The 14,646-nt window shown below is 45.1% G+C and carries 17 protein-coding genes; 11 read left to right on the top strand and 6 right to left on the bottom strand.

The window, feature by feature from the left end:
* The first annotated feature begins 406 nt into the window (after window positions 1–406).
* From dinG to LSG34_RS12445, 4 genes are read left to right on the top strand one after another with little or no spacing between them, the layout of a single operon-like run.
* Complete coding sequence (dinG, locus tag LSG34_RS12460; protein WP_233009432.1) at window positions 407–2,458, top strand: ATP-dependent DNA helicase DinG; 2,052 nt, start codon at window positions 407–409, stop codon at window positions 2,456–2,458.
* A gap of 2 nt (window positions 2,459–2,460) precedes the next feature.
* Window positions 2,461–3,240, top strand: a complete 780-nt coding sequence (locus LSG34_RS12455; RefSeq protein ID WP_233009431.1) for a sulfite exporter TauE/SafE family protein — start codon at window positions 2,461–2,463, stop codon at window positions 3,238–3,240.
* A complete protein-coding gene (priC, locus tag LSG34_RS12450; RefSeq protein ID WP_233009430.1) occupies window positions 3,237–3,827 on the top strand; it encodes a primosomal replication protein PriC in 591 nt (196 codons plus the stop codon). Before LSG34_RS12455 ends, priC begins: the two co-directional genes overlap by 4 nt.
* Window positions 3,800–4,759 carry a histone deacetylase family protein gene (locus LSG34_RS12445; protein ID WP_233009429.1) on the top strand — a complete coding sequence of 320 codons (960 nt, stop codon included), beginning with the start codon at window positions 3,800–3,802 and terminating at the stop codon, window positions 4,757–4,759. The genes priC and LSG34_RS12445 overlap by 28 nt, the downstream gene beginning before the upstream one ends.
* Window positions 4,760–4,860: 101 nt before the next feature.
* On the opposite strand, the gene LSG34_RS12440 is transcribed toward LSG34_RS12445, so the two are convergent.
* On the bottom strand, window positions 4,861–5,964 hold the full coding sequence (locus LSG34_RS12440; RefSeq protein ID WP_233009428.1) for a tryptophan 2,3-dioxygenase family protein: 1,104 nt from the start codon (window positions 5,962–5,964) through the stop codon (window positions 4,861–4,863).
* Between the two features lie 172 nt (window positions 5,965–6,136).
* On the opposite strand from LSG34_RS12440, the gene LSG34_RS12435 reads away from it, so the two are divergent.
* The 4 genes from LSG34_RS12435 (at window position 6,137) to LSG34_RS12420 (ending at window position 8,369) form a co-directional block, all read left to right on the top strand.
* Window positions 6,137–6,406 carry a late competence development ComFB family protein gene (locus tag LSG34_RS12435; RefSeq protein ID WP_233009427.1) on the top strand — a complete coding sequence of 90 codons (270 nt, stop codon included), beginning with the start codon at window positions 6,137–6,139 and terminating at the stop codon, window positions 6,404–6,406.
* The gene (locus LSG34_RS12430) at window positions 6,393–6,572 is read left to right on the top strand and encodes a DUF2496 domain-containing protein (RefSeq protein ID WP_233009426.1); all 180 of its coding nucleotides are present in this window, start codon (window positions 6,393–6,395) and stop codon (window positions 6,570–6,572) included. Before LSG34_RS12435 ends, LSG34_RS12430 begins: the two co-directional genes overlap by 14 nt.
* A 23-nt stretch (window positions 6,573–6,595) precedes the next feature.
* Window positions 6,596–7,501 carry a DMT family transporter gene (locus tag LSG34_RS12425; protein ID WP_233009425.1) on the top strand — a complete coding sequence of 302 codons (906 nt, stop codon included), beginning with the start codon at window positions 6,596–6,598 and terminating at the stop codon, window positions 7,499–7,501.
* An 82-nt stretch (window positions 7,502–7,583) separates the two neighbouring features.
* Window positions 7,584–8,369 (top strand): substrate-binding periplasmic protein, encoded by a 786-nt coding sequence (locus LSG34_RS12420; RefSeq protein ID WP_233009424.1) that lies wholly within the window; start codon window positions 7,584–7,586, stop codon window positions 8,367–8,369.
* A gap of 153 nt (window positions 8,370–8,522) precedes the next feature.
* Here LSG34_RS12420 and LSG34_RS12415 read toward each other — a convergent pair whose 3' ends face one another.
* The 3 genes from LSG34_RS12415 to LSG34_RS12405 form a co-directional block, all read right to left on the bottom strand.
* On the bottom strand, window positions 8,523–9,032 hold the full coding sequence (locus LSG34_RS12415; protein WP_233009423.1) for a DUF1993 domain-containing protein: 510 nt from the start codon (window positions 9,030–9,032) through the stop codon (window positions 8,523–8,525).
* A 72-nt stretch (window positions 9,033–9,104) separates the two neighbouring features.
* Entirely contained in the window at window positions 9,105–9,548 is a 444-nt protein-coding gene (locus LSG34_RS12410; protein WP_233009422.1) for a MarR family winged helix-turn-helix transcriptional regulator, read from the bottom strand.
* Between the two features lie 69 nt (window positions 9,549–9,617).
* On the bottom strand, window positions 9,618–10,007 hold the full coding sequence (locus tag LSG34_RS12405; protein WP_233009421.1) for a cytochrome b562: 390 nt from the start codon (window positions 10,005–10,007) through the stop codon (window positions 9,618–9,620).
* A 109-nt stretch (window positions 10,008–10,116) separates the two neighbouring features.
* Here LSG34_RS12405 and LSG34_RS12400 point away from each other — a divergent pair, with 109 nt between their 5' ends.
* The gene (locus tag LSG34_RS12400) at window positions 10,117–10,905 is read left to right on the top strand and encodes a PhzF family phenazine biosynthesis protein (protein ID WP_233009420.1); all 789 of its coding nucleotides are present in this window, start codon (window positions 10,117–10,119) and stop codon (window positions 10,903–10,905) included.
* Between the two features lie 59 nt (window positions 10,906–10,964).
* Here LSG34_RS12400 and LSG34_RS12395 read toward each other — a convergent pair whose 3' ends face one another.
* The gene (locus LSG34_RS12395; RefSeq protein WP_233009419.1) at window positions 10,965–11,678 is read right to left on the bottom strand and encodes a DUF445 domain-containing protein; all 714 of its coding nucleotides are present in this window, start codon (window positions 11,676–11,678) and stop codon (window positions 10,965–10,967) included.
* A gap of 339 nt (window positions 11,679–12,017) precedes the next feature.
* Complete coding sequence (gene pdxR / locus LSG34_RS12390) at window positions 12,018–13,463, bottom strand: MocR-like pyridoxine biosynthesis transcription factor PdxR (RefSeq protein WP_233009418.1); 1,446 nt, start codon at window positions 13,461–13,463, stop codon at window positions 12,018–12,020.
* Between the two features lie 90 nt (window positions 13,464–13,553).
* Here pdxR and LSG34_RS12385 point away from each other — a divergent pair, with 90 nt between their 5' ends.
* Together LSG34_RS12385 and LSG34_RS12380 are read left to right on the top strand one after the other, a co-directional pair.
* Entirely contained in the window at window positions 13,554–13,949 is a 396-nt protein-coding gene (locus LSG34_RS12385; protein ID WP_233009417.1) for a GNAT family N-acetyltransferase, read from the top strand.
* A gap of 6 nt (window positions 13,950–13,955) precedes the next feature.
* Complete coding sequence (locus LSG34_RS12380; RefSeq protein ID WP_233009416.1) at window positions 13,956–14,552, top strand: FMN-binding negative transcriptional regulator; 597 nt, start codon at window positions 13,956–13,958, stop codon at window positions 14,550–14,552.
* Window positions 14,553–14,646: the final 94 nt, after the last annotated feature.

Raw genomic sequence — 14,646 nt, 5'->3', positions numbered from 1 at the left:
TCGCAATCGAGGTGGACCCCGAAAACAACGACCCGATAATAAACGCAATTTTTCAGCGTGGTCAACAGCTTTTACGGAACAAATTTGATCTGCTGTTGTCAACGAGTCCGTCACTCCCCTATTTTTAGGCCGCAAAACAGGTAACGACCTGATACATTTTTAGGTTTTGTTCCTTTTAAGCACCATAAAAACTGATTTTCCGTTCGATTTCTGGTTATTTTTCAAGCGTAATCGGCTTTTCCCTAAAATCCTTATAATTTTTTGTAAACTTTACTCTACAAGGTATAAGTCAATTTTTTTCATTTATTCGTTGTGTAAAGACTGAAATTTCATCGGCAATATCAATATTGCGCTTGAGTTGTAGCTGACTTATTATGAACCCCTGTTTTTTTATCCAGATGTTTTAATGCTTACTGATGCTTTAAAAAACCAAATTCGTGAAATTCATCAGCAGCTAAAAAGCAATCTGACGAATTACCAACCCCGCCCTGGTCAGAATAAAATGGTGGCTGAAATAGCCAATACTTTGGCTGGTAGCTACCACAGCTATGACAGGACGCTATTAGTAGAAGCTGGCACTGGCACTGGGAAATCTTTGGCCTATTTAATGGCGGCTATTCCTTTTGCATTAAAGCAAAAGAAAACACTGGTGATAGCAACAGCAACCGTAGCTTTGCAAGAACAGCTGGTGCAAAAAGATTTACCCTTTTTCCTGAAATACAGCGGCTTGAAGTTTGAATTCTGTTTAGTCAAAGGCAGGCAAAGGTATGCCTGTGTCGAAAAAATTCGCCAGCAATTACAACAGCCTGATTTATTACCTTTATTCCAAAGTACGGCGCCAGCTTCTTTATTACAGCAATTACTTAATAACTGGCAACAACGTCATTGGCTAGGTGACAGAGACAGCTTAAAAGAGCCAATAGCTGATGAACATTGGTATGCCATTGCTTCTGATCCTGCTCATTGCAGCAAAGCCAACCCAGTGCATCATCAATGCCCTTTTCATTTAGCCCGCGCTGAGATAGAAGGCAGTACTGTATTAGTGGTGAATCATGCCTTGTTACTGGCTGATTTGGATGCAGGCTCGCAAATATTGCCACAACCCGCTGATTGTATTTATGTGATAGACGAAGCTCATCACTTACCCGACAGTGGTCGTGATTTCTTTTCAGCCCATGCCCCGCTGAGTTTTCCGGCCCAGTATCTGGAAAAGCTAAAAAAGACCACGCAGCAGCTGGCCGGTATATTACCGCAGCATGGCGCTATGACCGAAGTATTAAAACTTGATGAGCTGGCAAGCGACTTTTTAAAACAGCTAAAACCTGTGCAACACCAGATTGAACTGAACCAAAGCCACTGGTTTGCTAAAGAGCCATATTACCGTTTTGCTGATGCAGTACTGCCGGAAACTTTTGCCTCCAATGCAGACCAACTGGCCGAGCTCAGCGGTAAAGCTTTGTCTGCTATAGAGAAGTTGCAACAGTTTTTATCCGAAGCTGCGACTGAACATAAAGTAGCGACTAAGCTGGTACTGCCGCTGCAATTTGAATTGACGGCTATAGAACACAGATTTGAGCAGCAATCAGAACTGTGGCGACTGTATTCAGTCCCACAGCAAAAACATGTCAATCAGGCGCGTTGGGTCACACAAGATCCAAAAGAGCATCAACAAAGCAGCGCTTATGCCAGCCCTTTGTCGGTGAGTTTTTTACTGGACGATTTATTATTTAGTCAGGCCTTTGCCACCATACTTTGTTCTGCAACCTTAACCACCCTGAATAGTTTTGACTATATCAAACAGGAGTTGGGGCTTTCTCAGCACCCGGGTTTGCAAACACTCAAAGTCGATTCCCCCTTTGATTACCAAAACAAAGCCAGTTTGCTGTTACCAAAAATGCAGACTGACCCAAGCAGTGACGCCTTTACCGATGAGCTGATTGCAAGATTGCCGCAGTATCTGGAGAAAAAGGCCGGTAACCTGTTGCTGTTTGCTTCGTATTGGCAGATGCAAAAAGTCGTAGAAGCATTGCGGGTTAAAGGCTGGTCTTTTTTAGTGCAAGGCGAAGCATCCCGACAGTCCCTACTCGAACTTCATGCCCTGAAAGTAAAAGCAGGCGAAGGTAGTATTTTATGTGGTACCCAGAGTTTTTCTGAAGGTTTGGATTTACCGGGGGCTTTGCTGACGAATCTGGTGATCACTAAATTACCTTTTGCTGTGCCCTCTTCTCCTTTAGAAGAAGCTTTATCTGAAGCTATTACCAAACGTGGCGGCAATCCATTTTTGCAAATGACAGTACCAGCTACAGCACGAAAACTGGTGCAAGCCTGTGGTAGACTGCTGCGCCAGGAGATGGATCATGGCCGTATTGTTATTTTAGACAGACGCTTAGTGACCAAAACTTATGGCAAGGCCATGCTCAAAGCTTTGCCTCCCTTTTCACAAACTATTGAAGACTAAAAATGGAATTAGGTTTAGAACTCTGGGTAGTCGCCGCTTTATGCGCAGTAGCTTTAGTTGCGGGATTTATTGATGCTGTGGCCGGAGGCGGTGGTTTATTGACTGTCCCTGCACTACTGACCGCTGGTTTACCGCCACATCTGGTATTAGGCACCAACAAACTGGCTGCGACTTTTGGTTCCATTACCGCTTCGGTCACTTATTACAGACGCCAACTTTTTGATCCACAGTTTTGGCGTACGGCTTTGATATTCACTGCTATTGGTGCCATTTGTGGCACTTTAGTAGTGGATTTAATCAGCAAAGAATGGCTGGAACGTATTATTCCGTTTTTTATTGTGATCGCAGCTTTATATAGTTTGGTAGTAAAAATGCAGCCAGACGATCAATTAACTTTACCAGAGCAGACGCCTAAACATTTTTGGCAACAAAGAGCTCAGGGTTTTACTTTAGGTTTTTATGATGGCCTGGCAGGCCCTGGCACAGGTTCGTTTTGGATGGTGTCGACTATGGCACTGTATAAAATCAACTTGCTGTTGACCAGCGGCGTAGCGCGTTCGATGAACTGCGTCAGTAATATCTTTGCACTGGTGACTTTTGCCTGGCTTGGTCATATTTATTGGGCTTTGGGTTTAGCTATGGGCGCTTGTTTAATGCTCGGTTCTTATTTTGGTGCCCGTTCAGCCATTCGTTTTGGTAGTAAGTTTATCAGGCCACTTTTTTTAACTATGGTATTAGCTATTACCGCCCGCTTGTTATGGCAAGCCTGGAGCAATGGATGAAAGACTTATTGGCTGCGTTGGAGCAACAACTTAAACAGCTGACTCAACAAGCCAAGGCCATTGACGGTAAACAAAGCAGCTGGCAACAAAAAGCCTGGTTTGACAGTGACTTATTTCAGTCCCACTCGCCTTTTTTAACCGACTATGTGCTGGAAGCTGAAGCTATGCTTAAACGCCTGAAAGCGAGCACAGAACAGCGCACCAGCTCAGCTCAGGCATTAGCGGCTAAACTTAGCTCCCAAATTCAGGCGTTAAGCCGCGCTTTTCAAACCAAAGACTTACGTTATTTACCCGGCAAAGGTAAAAAGCGCCCAACGTCGCCAAATGCGTCAGAACAAGCACAAGCTATGGTAGGTCAATTACGTCGCTCCACTCAGGAGTTGTATCAACAGCTCTCTGAATATCAGGGCTTTGAAAGGCGGTTATTGGATATGCTGGAACTGGAACAACGCCAGCTGTCAGGTGGTTCTGCAGATACCAGTGCCGACAGAGTACTGGCCATTCACGCCCGTTTAGGTCGTTGTCGCAAAGCCTTAAGCGAATTAGAGGTAGAAATTCAGTGGTCCGAACAAAACCGCCGGGGTTGATCTATCACCCGATTTACAGTCAGCTCGAACTGCCCTATAAACACCGCTATCCGATAGGTAAATATCAGGCTTTATATCAGGCCTTATTAGAGCTGGGTGTGCCTGCCGATCAATTCACTAGCTCTCAAATTGCCAGCTCCGAACACTTGCTTTCAGTGCATCAGGCTTGCTACGCCGAGCTGCTAATATCCGGTCAGCTCGATAATAAAGCCATGCGCCGTATAGGTTTTCCCTGGTCAGAACAATTGGTGACCCGTTCTTTAACTTCGGTCGGCGGCACGGTGCAAACAGTTCAGCTTGCTTTGCAGCAAGGTTTAGCTTTGCATTTAAGTGGCGGTTATCACCATGCTTTTGCTGCTGAAGGCAGTGGCTTTTGTTTATTTAACGATTTAGCAGTGGCTGCACGCTATGCCCTCACTCAGGGCGTGGATAAAGTGCTGATTTTTGATTGTGATGTGCATCAGGGCGATGGCACCGCCGCTATCTTTTCTGATGAGCCCGCTATTATTACCGCCTCTTTGCATGGCGAAAAAAATTTCCCGGTCCGCAAACAGCAATCAAGCTGGGATTTAGGTTTACCCACAGCCTGCGCCGACGCCGAGTATCTGGCAGCAGTGCAACAAAGTCTGGATTATTTACTCCGTATTCATCAGCCGGATTTAGTGATTTATGATGCAGGCATCGACATTCATCAGCAGGATGATTTAGGGCTTTTGCATATCAGCACAGCGGGAGTGGCAGAACGGGACTGGTATGTATTAAGCGAATGTCACAAACGGGGAATTCCAGTGGCAGCGGTTATTGGAGGGGGTTATCAACGTGACCTGTCCGCTTTAACTCAAATTCATCTGCAGCTGTTTTATGCAGCCTTTAAAATCAGCGGTTTGTCGTTACCAAATACAAACCGCTGGTTTCATGCCCTTCGTACTTGAATTGAAAAACGGGCGGGTTGTAGGGGCCGCGGCTCGTCCCGGCCCGTCAACGGGCACCGCGGTATCCATAGACGGGCGGGTACAAGACCCGCCCCTACAATTTAAACCTGCTGAGCACCTGCGAAATAAAACCCTAGTTGTTTACGCACAGCCAAAGGCAGTTCAGGTAAATCCGATTTTGGCAGTAAGAAAGTAGCCATATGGAATAAATCAGTAAAAATACGGTTTTTCTCAGTGGTGCGTTTTAAATAATCATGACCTGATGATCCGCCGGTACCAATCTTAGTTCCCAGCATACGCTGCACCATCATGGCGTGTTTGTAGCGCCAAATCGTCATATTTTCATCGATTTCAGTCAGGCAGGTTAATACCTGAAATGGCAGGTTAAACACAGGTTCTTCCTGATACAGGGTAATAAACAAAGCGGCTAACATAGCGCGTTGGCTTAAGCGGAAACTACCTTGTTGTTGCAGTTCTGCGTATTTGTCTTTATCCAGCAAAGCGGCAAACTTGGCTCTGGTATTGATGATTTCTTTCAGCTGCATTTCACGTTCATGTTCAGCAATTTGCTCTATGGACAGCACTGTGCTTTCATCTTCGTTCAGCATTTTTTCTGTCGCGTTCTGGTACATTTGCCAGAAGCTGAAATCGCCAAATTGCAAAAATGGCATACGTTCCAGCCATTTTTCCACTTGCTCAAATAAACTCGGCTGGGTTTCCAGTCCTTCTAAAAAAATCCGATCTTTTTCATTTAAGCGGCTGTAAAAAGAGTTTTTATCAAAGTCGATACGGTATTCGCTTTTTAGACCCAGACCAATTTCCAGCATTTTAAATTGCACGCTCTGAAAACCAGAAGCCGGCACTAAATAGTCGCGAAACGACATAAAGTCCTGAGGAGTCATGGTTTCCATCACGCCAATTTGCTGGTTCATCAGTTGCTGGATGGTAATAACCCGCTTGAGCTTATGTACCACACCTGTCAGTTGCTGATCTTTGACTTCATCTGCGGCAAACACAGCAAGCACAGCTTTAAGCTCATGCAGTACTTGTTTAAACCACAATTCGTACACCTGATGTACCACAATAAACAAGGTTTCATCATGGGCTTCATTGGCATACTTTGCACTTTCAGGCGCCTGGGCAGTTAAAATTTTGTCCAGTTGCAGATAGTCACCGTAGTAACAAGGGGTTGTATTCTTTTGCATTTTTTTAATCTTAGGCCATAGCCTGTTGTTTTGACCGCGCTATTCTATCAGCACGACCTGAAGTTAACATCTGCTGGTAGCGTTTTATAACTGAACTGATTATGCTTAGGCTCAGTTTCAGTAACCTATTAAGCAGCCTGAGCATAAAGCTCAGGCACACAAGGAGTAACAGATGAAGTTAGATGACGATATCCATAACTATTACGAAAAACTTCTGCTGGACCATTTAGTTGAGTTACGTTTGGATGAAGAATATGACACCGAATATCTGGCGGATTTATGCTGCATAGTGCTCAATCAGTTACCTCCAAAATATATTCGTTATGAAGTGGATATGGCGTTTTATCTGCCTCAGACAGAACGTTTCGAAATGGTGATGAAAGTGCGTGAAGCTGTCGCCAAAGCCAAAGGTTTCTTAGACACCCAACGTGACAAAAACTAAAGCTCCGGTTTTATCTGATGCCCCCCTTGAGGTGCAGCTGGCTGTGGAACTGATCCTGTTGCTGGAACAACAGGATTTGCCAACAGAAGCAGTGCTGGCAGCCCTTGCCATAGTACAACGCGATTTCCAGAAGAAATTGACAACTTCTGCTTCGCAAACCAATTAAATACCTATGTATCCTGAGGCATTATGCTGACCCATTCCATTACCTTGTATCTGGCCACTGTATTGATTTGGGGCTCGACTTTTTATGCTATTAAATTTCAACTCGGCGATGTGCCGGAAATGTGGTCTATTACCTACCGTTTTGGTTTAGCTGCTTTGTTACTGTGGTTTTGGTGTCTGTGGCGTAAATTGCCATTGCGGTTTAGTCGTCACCAGCATGGCTGGATGGCGCTGCAAGGTCTGTTTTTATTTTGCTTAAATTACCTGCTGATTTATCTGGCCACCTCAAATTTAACCAGCGGTCTGATTGCAGTAGTGTTCTCCAGTATAGTGTTGATGAACATCCTCAACGGCGCCTTGTTTTTTGGCCGTCCCATTGAAATCAAAACCCTGCTGGGCGCTTTATTGGGCATCCTGGGTATAGCTTTTGTATTCTGGCCTGAACTGGCAGGATTAGAGAGCAACGGCTCTGCATTTTGGGGTTTAGTGCTAAGTATTGCCGGTACCTACATCGCCTCTCTTGGCAATATGTTGTCCTCTAAAAACCAGCAACAGCAGTTGCCTGTCATTCAGAGTAATGTGTTTGGTATGACCTATGGTGCTGGGATGATGGCCATATTGGCCTTAGTGCAAGGTATCATGCCGGTATTTGATAGCAGCCTTAGTTTTAATTTGTCCCTGTTGTATCTGTCATTATTTGGCTCAGTACTGGCCTTTGGCGCCTACCTGACGTTGGTTGGTCGTATTGGTCCGGCCAAAGCGGCCTACACCATGGTGTTATTCCCTATAGTCGCTTTAGGGATATCCACAGTGTTTGAAAATTACCACTGGAGCTGGTCAGCACTTATTGGCGTTTGTATCGTCGCTTTGGGCAATTTAATTATTTTATTACCTGCAGAGAAACTTAAGCGTCTTGTCAGACTTTCTTAAACGGTAACAATACTTTGTGTTGTCAGAGCTATTAAAGCTGGCTATACCTAAGGCAGTGTTTCTTTATCAGAGAACGCAAAACATGCGATGGATTGTCAGTCTTTTTTTATTCTGTGTCAGTTTTGCGCTTCAAAGCCAAACCTTGCGGATCATCACTGTGGTCGAACCTCCGGCCGCCTATTTGGATAGTCATGGTCAACTGACAGGTTTTTCTGTCGAAGTGGTGCAGGCTATTCAGCGTAGTCTGGATGACAAAACTGTGATTGAAGTGTTGCCTGAAGCCCGTGCTATTCATATTGCCCGTACTGAACCTAATGTGATTTTGTTCAGTTTTTCCAGAACACCAAAAAGAGAAGACGAGTTTTATTGGCTTGGGCAGCTGAGCGTCAAAGCCTGGTCTGTATATGCTCTGAGCTCAAATTCTGTGCACATTGAATCGCTGGAACAATTACGGAAGGTGAAGGCTATAGGCGTGGTGCGGGGTGATATCAGAGAAGAATGGCTGCTTGAACAAGGTTTTAGTAACTTACATCCTTCTGTAAATCATCAGCAAAACATCCACAGGTTACGCTCTGGCCGGTTGGATTTAATAGCTTATGAAAGTCAGGGTATTCAGCATTTATTATGGGAAGAAGGGCTGCAGACATCAGATGTGAAATCTGTTTTTAACTTAAAAACTTCCGATGTGTATCTGCTGATGTCCAAATCAGGTACTGATCCAAAGCTGATGCAAGTCTGGAAGACTGCGGCTGAAAAATTCAGACGTAGTGGCCAACAGCAGTTTATTGCTGAAAAATGGCAGATGATTTTAAAGCACTATCACAATATCAACACTGAAGCTGTTGAGGGTATTTTGTATTTCGAATAACCGCATCCCCGTCGTACTTGAAGCTGCAGCTTTGTTGACTTCACGCCTTCGCCCCAGTCACATAGGTGAACTATGCTCCTGGGGTCTCAGTCACTTGTCGCCTCCCTGCAACATCAAGTACTTAGGGTATGTAAAACTATATTGAGTTCACAATTACATCTGACCCATGTAGTCTTTTTTACCTACTTCCACACCGTTATGACGCAGTAAAGCATAACTGGTGGTGACGTGGAAATAAAACTGTGGCAACCCATACTGAGCTAAATACTGCGAACCAGTAAAACGTTTCTCTTTTGGAGTGCCGGGGCGTAATACAATTTCTTTGTCTGCTGCGTTGGCAAATTGCTCTGCGGTTAAGGTGTCCAGAAAAGCCAGGGTTTTATCCAGACGTTGCTGCAATTCGGCAAAAGTCTGTTCGTTGTCTTCATAACCCGGAACATCCACACCAGCTAAACGAGCGGATACACTTTTGGCAAAATCAGCAGCAATTTGCACCTGACGCGCCAGTGGAAACATATCCGGATATAAACGCGATTGCAGCAACACAGCATCAGCCAGCTCTTTCTGCTGGCTGAATTTTTCAGCCTTGACTAACAAGTCTTTTAAGCTGGTAAGAAACTGTTTAAATACCGGAACTGATGCGCTGTAAAAAGATAAACTCATGCTCTTTGCCTCATTCAAGCCATCTTGCCCTTTGCAAGAATCTGCTCTTTGAGATGGGGATGCGTAAGGGGATTACAAGGCTTCAAGCTGCTGAAACAATAAATCACAGCTGTGTTTTAACTGCAGTAACTGATCTAAAGGCAAACCTGACTGCTGAAAAATCGCCATCGGAATATGGCTGGCTTGAGTTTTTAACGCCTTGCCTTGTTCAGTCAGTCGAATTTGCACTACACGCTCATCCTGCGCACTGCGGGTCCGGCTGACCAAGCCTTTGCTTTCCAGCCGTTTTAATAAAGGCGTTAAAGTACCGGAATCCAGATACAGCTTTTCGCCTAACTCTTTAACATTAAGCTCTGGTTGCTGCCACAGCACCAGCATCGCCAGATACTGAGGATAGGTTAAATCCAAAGGTTCCAACAGCAGCCGATAACTGCGCACCAGCTTGTGGCTCGCGCTGTACAATGAAAAACACAGCTGCTTTTCCAGTACTAAATAATCTTCGTTGTCTGCACTCATAGCTTTGCCGGACTCAATTGAATTGTGTGCAATATACTTGAGTTGAACTTTAAAATCGAGCCTGTGGATTTAACCAAAAATTAGTTGCCAGAAACTTGGCTTACGGTGTTTATGGTATTTTTTCCGCAGTTCATCCATGTTCACCAGTTGTTGCCGCGCCCCGGCTAAGTCATTTTTCTCTAACAACAATTGAGTTTTATCGACCTCAACAGCCAGTTCTTTTAATCCCTGTTGAAACAATTCGGCTTTTTCAGGCTGAAATTTACCTTGTTGTGCCTGCAGCAACTGCCCCTCAAAACCAGCTAAGGCAGCTGTCATTTGCTCGACGGATTGAGCTTCATTCGCTTGCTTAAAACTCAGCGCCATCTGCTTCATGGTTTTTTCCATATCCACATCATTTGCCGACACAGAAGTACAGACCAACAAACTACTTAGCAGCACAGACATTACAACTTTCATCAGAAATCCTCTTAAAAATTCAGGCCTATTATAAGCAAGTTCAACCCTTATGCTGTGCATTTCTGAGCTATGATGCTGCAACTTAAGGTCAGACAGAGGAAAAACGCCGATGAGACTGCCGATCTATCAGGTCGATGCTTTTACCGATCAGCTTTTTAAAGGCAACTATGCGGCTGTGGTGCCAGTGCCACACGCCATCAGTCCTGAGCTGATGCAACAGATAGCGACAGAAAACAACCTGTCAGAAACCGCTTTTGTACTGGAGCTTGGGAAAGATCATTATCAGATCCGCTGGTTTTCTCCTGTCACTGAAATTGATTTTTGTGGTCACGCCACCTTAGCAGCAGCTTTTGTATTATTTAGCCAAAGCGATAGTAAGGAGCTTCGCTTTACTACTCTGGAAGTAGGTGATTTAGTCGTCAGTAAACAAGCGAATAACTGGATCCAAATGGATTTCCCAAAACGCCCGGCCAGTTCTGTCCCCACGCCAGCAGCACTGCTTGCGGGGTTATCCTTAGCTCCGGCTAAGGTGCTTAGAAGTGCTCAGGCTTATTTTGCGATTTATGAAAATGAGCAACAGGTGAAAGAGTTAACGACAGAGAGCGAGCAGCTCAAAAAGCTGGCGCCTTATGATGTAGTGGCAACAGCACCAGGCACAAACTATGACTTTGTTTCCCGTTATTTCTGGCCAGCCAATGGCGGAGATGAAGACCCGGTGACAGGTTCTATTCACGCGGGTTTAGTGCCGTACTGGGCAGAGCAATTGGGGAGAAACCAGTTGATGGCTTATCAGGCGTCCAGCAGAGGCGGCGTATTACGCTGTGAATTAACAGAAGACAGAGTACTGGTGTCAGGTCAGGCGAAGTTGTACCTGCGGGGTGAAATTTACCTGCCGTAACAAGGTTTACACTACATAGAAACAGCAGGACAGAAGCTCCTGTCCTGCTGATCTGCACTTTAAATGGCTGGCAAAATACTGCTTGATAAACCTATCAAAGCACCAAAGACACCACCCCACACCACCAGCCAGCCTAAATGCTGACGGATCATCTGTTGCACTATGTCTTTTACCATCTCTGGGGTCAATTCGGCTAAACGCCCTTCGACTACCGCAGCAATTTTAGGTTGTAACAAATCAATGGTATCGCCCTGATGCAACTGATTTCTAATTTGCTGTTGCACTTCAGGACTATCGGCAAGTTCAATTAAAGAACGGCTCAGGTTTTCAATAAAAGGTTCTTTCAGTGGTACTAACATCTGAGCTCCGCCAAACATCGCCAGCATGCCACCCAAGGAGGATTTTTGTACTGTCTCAAGCAAGGCATCAAAGGCAGGTGATAAGTCGATCGCTTCAATGACCGGAGCCAGTTTTAAGCCAACTGCATCCTGCTCATGTTGCTCTGCAAGCAAACGTTGCAGGTTTTCTTTACTGAAGAACTGCCCCATGATCAGATCATAAATACCTTGTTTAAATTCGCTAAAACGCGCAGGAATAACGCCTGATCCATAAAGCAAAGGCACTTTTTCAAACAGCATATGAATAGCAAGCCAGTTGGTCACGGCGCCGGAAAAAGCAAACAAGCCCATAGCCCACAACCAGGGGAGTGCGAAAAACCAGCCACAGGCCATCACAATCAAAGACAACAGATTGGTCAAAAGACTTTTATTCATCAGAACTCCAAACAAATAGCGGAAATGGCGCCGATTGTAATCAGTGTACAGGAGAACAACAAGAGCAGGCTTTTATTGCAGGAAAGTATAAAGCGATGCATCTATAAGTCGTTTATTCGTCAGCACACCCAAACATTTCAGCTTGGGATCACAGCAATACTCTCCAGTAGCAATACAAGGGCACCTGCTAAAACAACGATAAGTCCAAGCCATTGCCGGACTGTTTTAATGGGTCTGTGTGGCGTTTTTTGCGATTTAGGTTCTATCATCAGGTTTGAACAGAGGTCAGTGAGAACAACCTAGATGATAATAATTCCTATTTGCAAAATTAACAATATTTTATGCTTCATTGCCCTTTTTAAACAACTGCAATAGCCGCGCAATTAACTGTACACCCACTAGCAGTTGCTGTTCTGTGGTATTGGCTAAACCTATCACCAAACCAGTGCGCTTTGCGCCTGAAAATACATAACGGCTTAACGGCTGCACTCTGTAGCCTTGCTTTAACAATTCTGCGGTTAGTTGTTGATCAGCTACTTCATAAGGAAACTCAATGCTGATATGCAATCCTGCATAACGGGCATGTAACTTCGCCTCTGGCAAAAACTCTGCAATAAGCTGCAGACAATACTGCTGTTTTTGCTGATACAGTTGCCGCATTTTACGTAAATGCCGGCCAAAGTGACCCTCCAGCATAAAATCTGCTGTGACTGCCTGAGGCAATAAAGCTACATCACCATACACTGCCTGCAATAAAGCGGCAGCTTTGGGCATCCACTGTTTCGGCAGTACCAGATAGCCTAAACGCAATGCAGGAAACAGCGTTTTACTAAAGGATCCAACGTAAATCACGCCCTGCCCTTGCGCTAAGCCCTGCAAACTGGCGATGGGTCTGTGTTTAAACTGAAACTCGCTGTCGTAATCATCTTCCACCAAAATACAGTGCTGCTGCCGTGCCCATTCCAATAAATGCAGCCGCTCTGACAGCGGCATAATGCCACCCATAGGGTATTGATGGGCAGGGGTCACAAACAAAGCTCTACAACCATTCAGTTGATTGAGTTCTGAAGTCGCAAGACCATGATCTGCACTGGCATCAATATAATGGATTTCTGCTTCAGCCAGTTGCAAGGCCTGACGTAAACGCGGATAACCCGGCGATTCCATAGCAACCTTATCGCCAGCTCTACTTGCCAGCTTTGCCGCGATAAATAAAGCGGCCTGAGCACCGGGAGTGATCAGAATACAGTCCTCATCACAGACTACCTGACGGGACTGACGTAAATAGTCTTTCAACGCTAAACGCAGTGGTAAATACCCCAGAGCATCAGCCATACCAGCCAAAGCGGCTCTGCCACTATGGCGCTGAGTCAATTTTTGCCATAAAGCGAATGGAAAGACGGATAAATCTGGCACGCCGGTTTGCAGTAGCCCCGAAACAGGTCCGGATTTTACGGTAATGTCATAGTCAAACAGCACCATTTCTGTTTGAGCAGCAACTGTAGTCTCTGTACTGGCCTGAAAAAACTGATCAGGTGCAGTGGAGATAATCTGGTAACCGCGCCCACGCTGCCCCAGCAGATATCCTTCAGCCACTAACTGCTGTAATACCTGATTAATGGTATTGCGGCTTAGTTTCAGATCCATAGCTAATTGTCTGCTGGACGGAAGTAACGCATCAGTTGGCCATTGCGCAGTTAATAGCTTTTCGCGCAGCGCCTGATACAACTGCTGTTGCAAAGTCCCCTGACCGGACAGAAAAAAACTTCCAAGCTCAATACGCAAACTGGATCTCTCACTTTGACAAAACTGGCACTTTAAATAGAACCAGTTTAACGATAAAACAGCAGCAGAAACAAGCACTGAGGAGTGTATATGCTGAGTTATCAAGTGGAATCCGGTTTTGATTTAGAAGAAATGCTGGCTTTGTATAAAGCCTCAGGCATTAACAGACCCATAGAAGACAAAAGCCGGATGGCAACCCTGCTCGCCAGCGCTAATTTACTGGTAACAGCACGGCAAAATGGCAAGCTGGTTGGCCTGGCGCGCTGCATGACAGACAAAGCCTGGGTGGTGTATATTTGCGATTTGCTGGTGGATAAAAACCTGCAACAACAAGGCATTGGTAAAGAGCTGTTGCATCAGGTGCAGCGAATCACGGGCCCTGAAGTACAGCAGTTGTTGCACAGCGCTGAAAGTGCGATGGGCTACTACCCAAAAGTGGGTTATCAGTTATGCCACAATGCCTTTGTGGTCAAAAGAGAACGCTAAACAACTATGTATTTACCTAAACATTTTCAAAGCGAAGATCCAGAGCAGATCCGTGCTTTTTTACAGCAGAATTATTTTGGTTTACTGCTAAGCAACAGCCCGGATTTGTTTTATACCCCTTTGCCTTTTTTGTTTGACTGGCAGGAAGGCCAATTGAATGCACACTGTCATATAGCCCGTAATAATCCGCAGTTAAAGCAGCTCAATGAACAGCAGGTGCAAATTGTCATTATGGGGCCTCACGCTTTTGTAGCAGGCGACTGTTATGGTGAAGAGCAGGCTGTTTCAACCTGGAACTACAGTCTGGTTGAGCTCAAAGGCACGGCCTTTACGCTAAACACTGAGCAAACTCTGGCCTTAGCGCGTCGGCAAGAAAGCTTTTCTGCACCTGATATGCAGCAATCTGCCGGCTATCAGCAAAAGCTGGTCAATGGGATTTGCGGGGTACGGATAGAAATCAGTAGTTGGCTTGGCAAAATGAAACTGTCGCAAAACAAATCAGCGGCGCAACGACAAAAAGTAGGAGACTACTTGCAGTCGACAGAACAACCGCAAAAAGTCTGGCAACTGATGCAACAGCTAGGCCTTTATCAGAGCAATTAAAACAGCTTTTTAAGCAACCCTGTGTTTCCCAAAACGCACTAATTTTTTATAAAACTCAGACGCTTAGTTTCAGTTTTTCAGATAGGATAGCTAC

It is taken from the genome of Rheinheimera faecalis, from assembly GCF_021290965.1.
GTDB lineage: Bacteria > Pseudomonadota > Gammaproteobacteria > Enterobacterales > Alteromonadaceae > Pararheinheimera > Pararheinheimera faecalis.
This window is presented reverse-complemented; position numbering and strand designations above follow the sequence as displayed.

Coding starts and splice junctions, on each gene's coding strand:
- LSG34_RS12425 (WP_233009425.1), top strand. CDS start 6,596: ATGCTGACCCATTCCATTACCTTGTATCTGGCCACTGTATTGATTTGG.
- LSG34_RS12385 (WP_233009417.1), top strand. CDS start 13,554: ATGCTGAGTTATCAAGTGGAATCCGGTTTTGATTTAGAAGAAATGCTG.
- LSG34_RS12380 (WP_233009416.1), top strand. CDS start 13,956: ATGTATTTACCTAAACATTTTCAAAGCGAAGATCCAGAGCAGATCCGT.
- dinG (WP_233009432.1), top strand. CDS start 407: ATGCTTACTGATGCTTTAAAAAACCAAATTCGTGAAATTCATCAGCAG.
- LSG34_RS12435 (WP_233009427.1), top strand. CDS start 6,137: ATGAAGTTAGATGACGATATCCATAACTATTACGAAAAACTTCTGCTG.
- LSG34_RS12400 (WP_233009420.1), top strand. CDS start 10,117: ATGAGACTGCCGATCTATCAGGTCGATGCTTTTACCGATCAGCTTTTT.
- LSG34_RS12395 (WP_233009419.1), bottom strand. CDS start 11,678: ATGAATAAAAGTCTTTTGACCAATCTGTTGTCTTTGATTGTGATGGCC.
- LSG34_RS12410 (WP_233009422.1), bottom strand. CDS start 9,548: ATGAGTGCAGACAACGAAGATTATTTAGTACTGGAAAAGCAGCTGTGT.
- LSG34_RS12405 (WP_233009421.1), bottom strand. CDS start 10,007: ATGAAAGTTGTAATGTCTGTGCTGCTAAGTAGTTTGTTGGTCTGTACT.
- LSG34_RS12415 (WP_233009423.1), bottom strand. CDS start 9,032: ATGAGTTTATCTTTTTACAGCGCATCAGTTCCGGTATTTAAACAGTTT.
- LSG34_RS12455 (WP_233009431.1), top strand. CDS start 2,461: ATGGAATTAGGTTTAGAACTCTGGGTAGTCGCCGCTTTATGCGCAGTA.
- LSG34_RS12440 (WP_233009428.1), bottom strand. CDS start 5,964: ATGCAAAAGAATACAACCCCTTGTTACTACGGTGACTATCTGCAACTG.
- priC (WP_233009430.1), top strand. CDS start 3,237: ATGAAAGACTTATTGGCTGCGTTGGAGCAACAACTTAAACAGCTGACT.
- LSG34_RS12420 (WP_233009424.1), top strand. CDS start 7,584: ATGCGATGGATTGTCAGTCTTTTTTTATTCTGTGTCAGTTTTGCGCTT.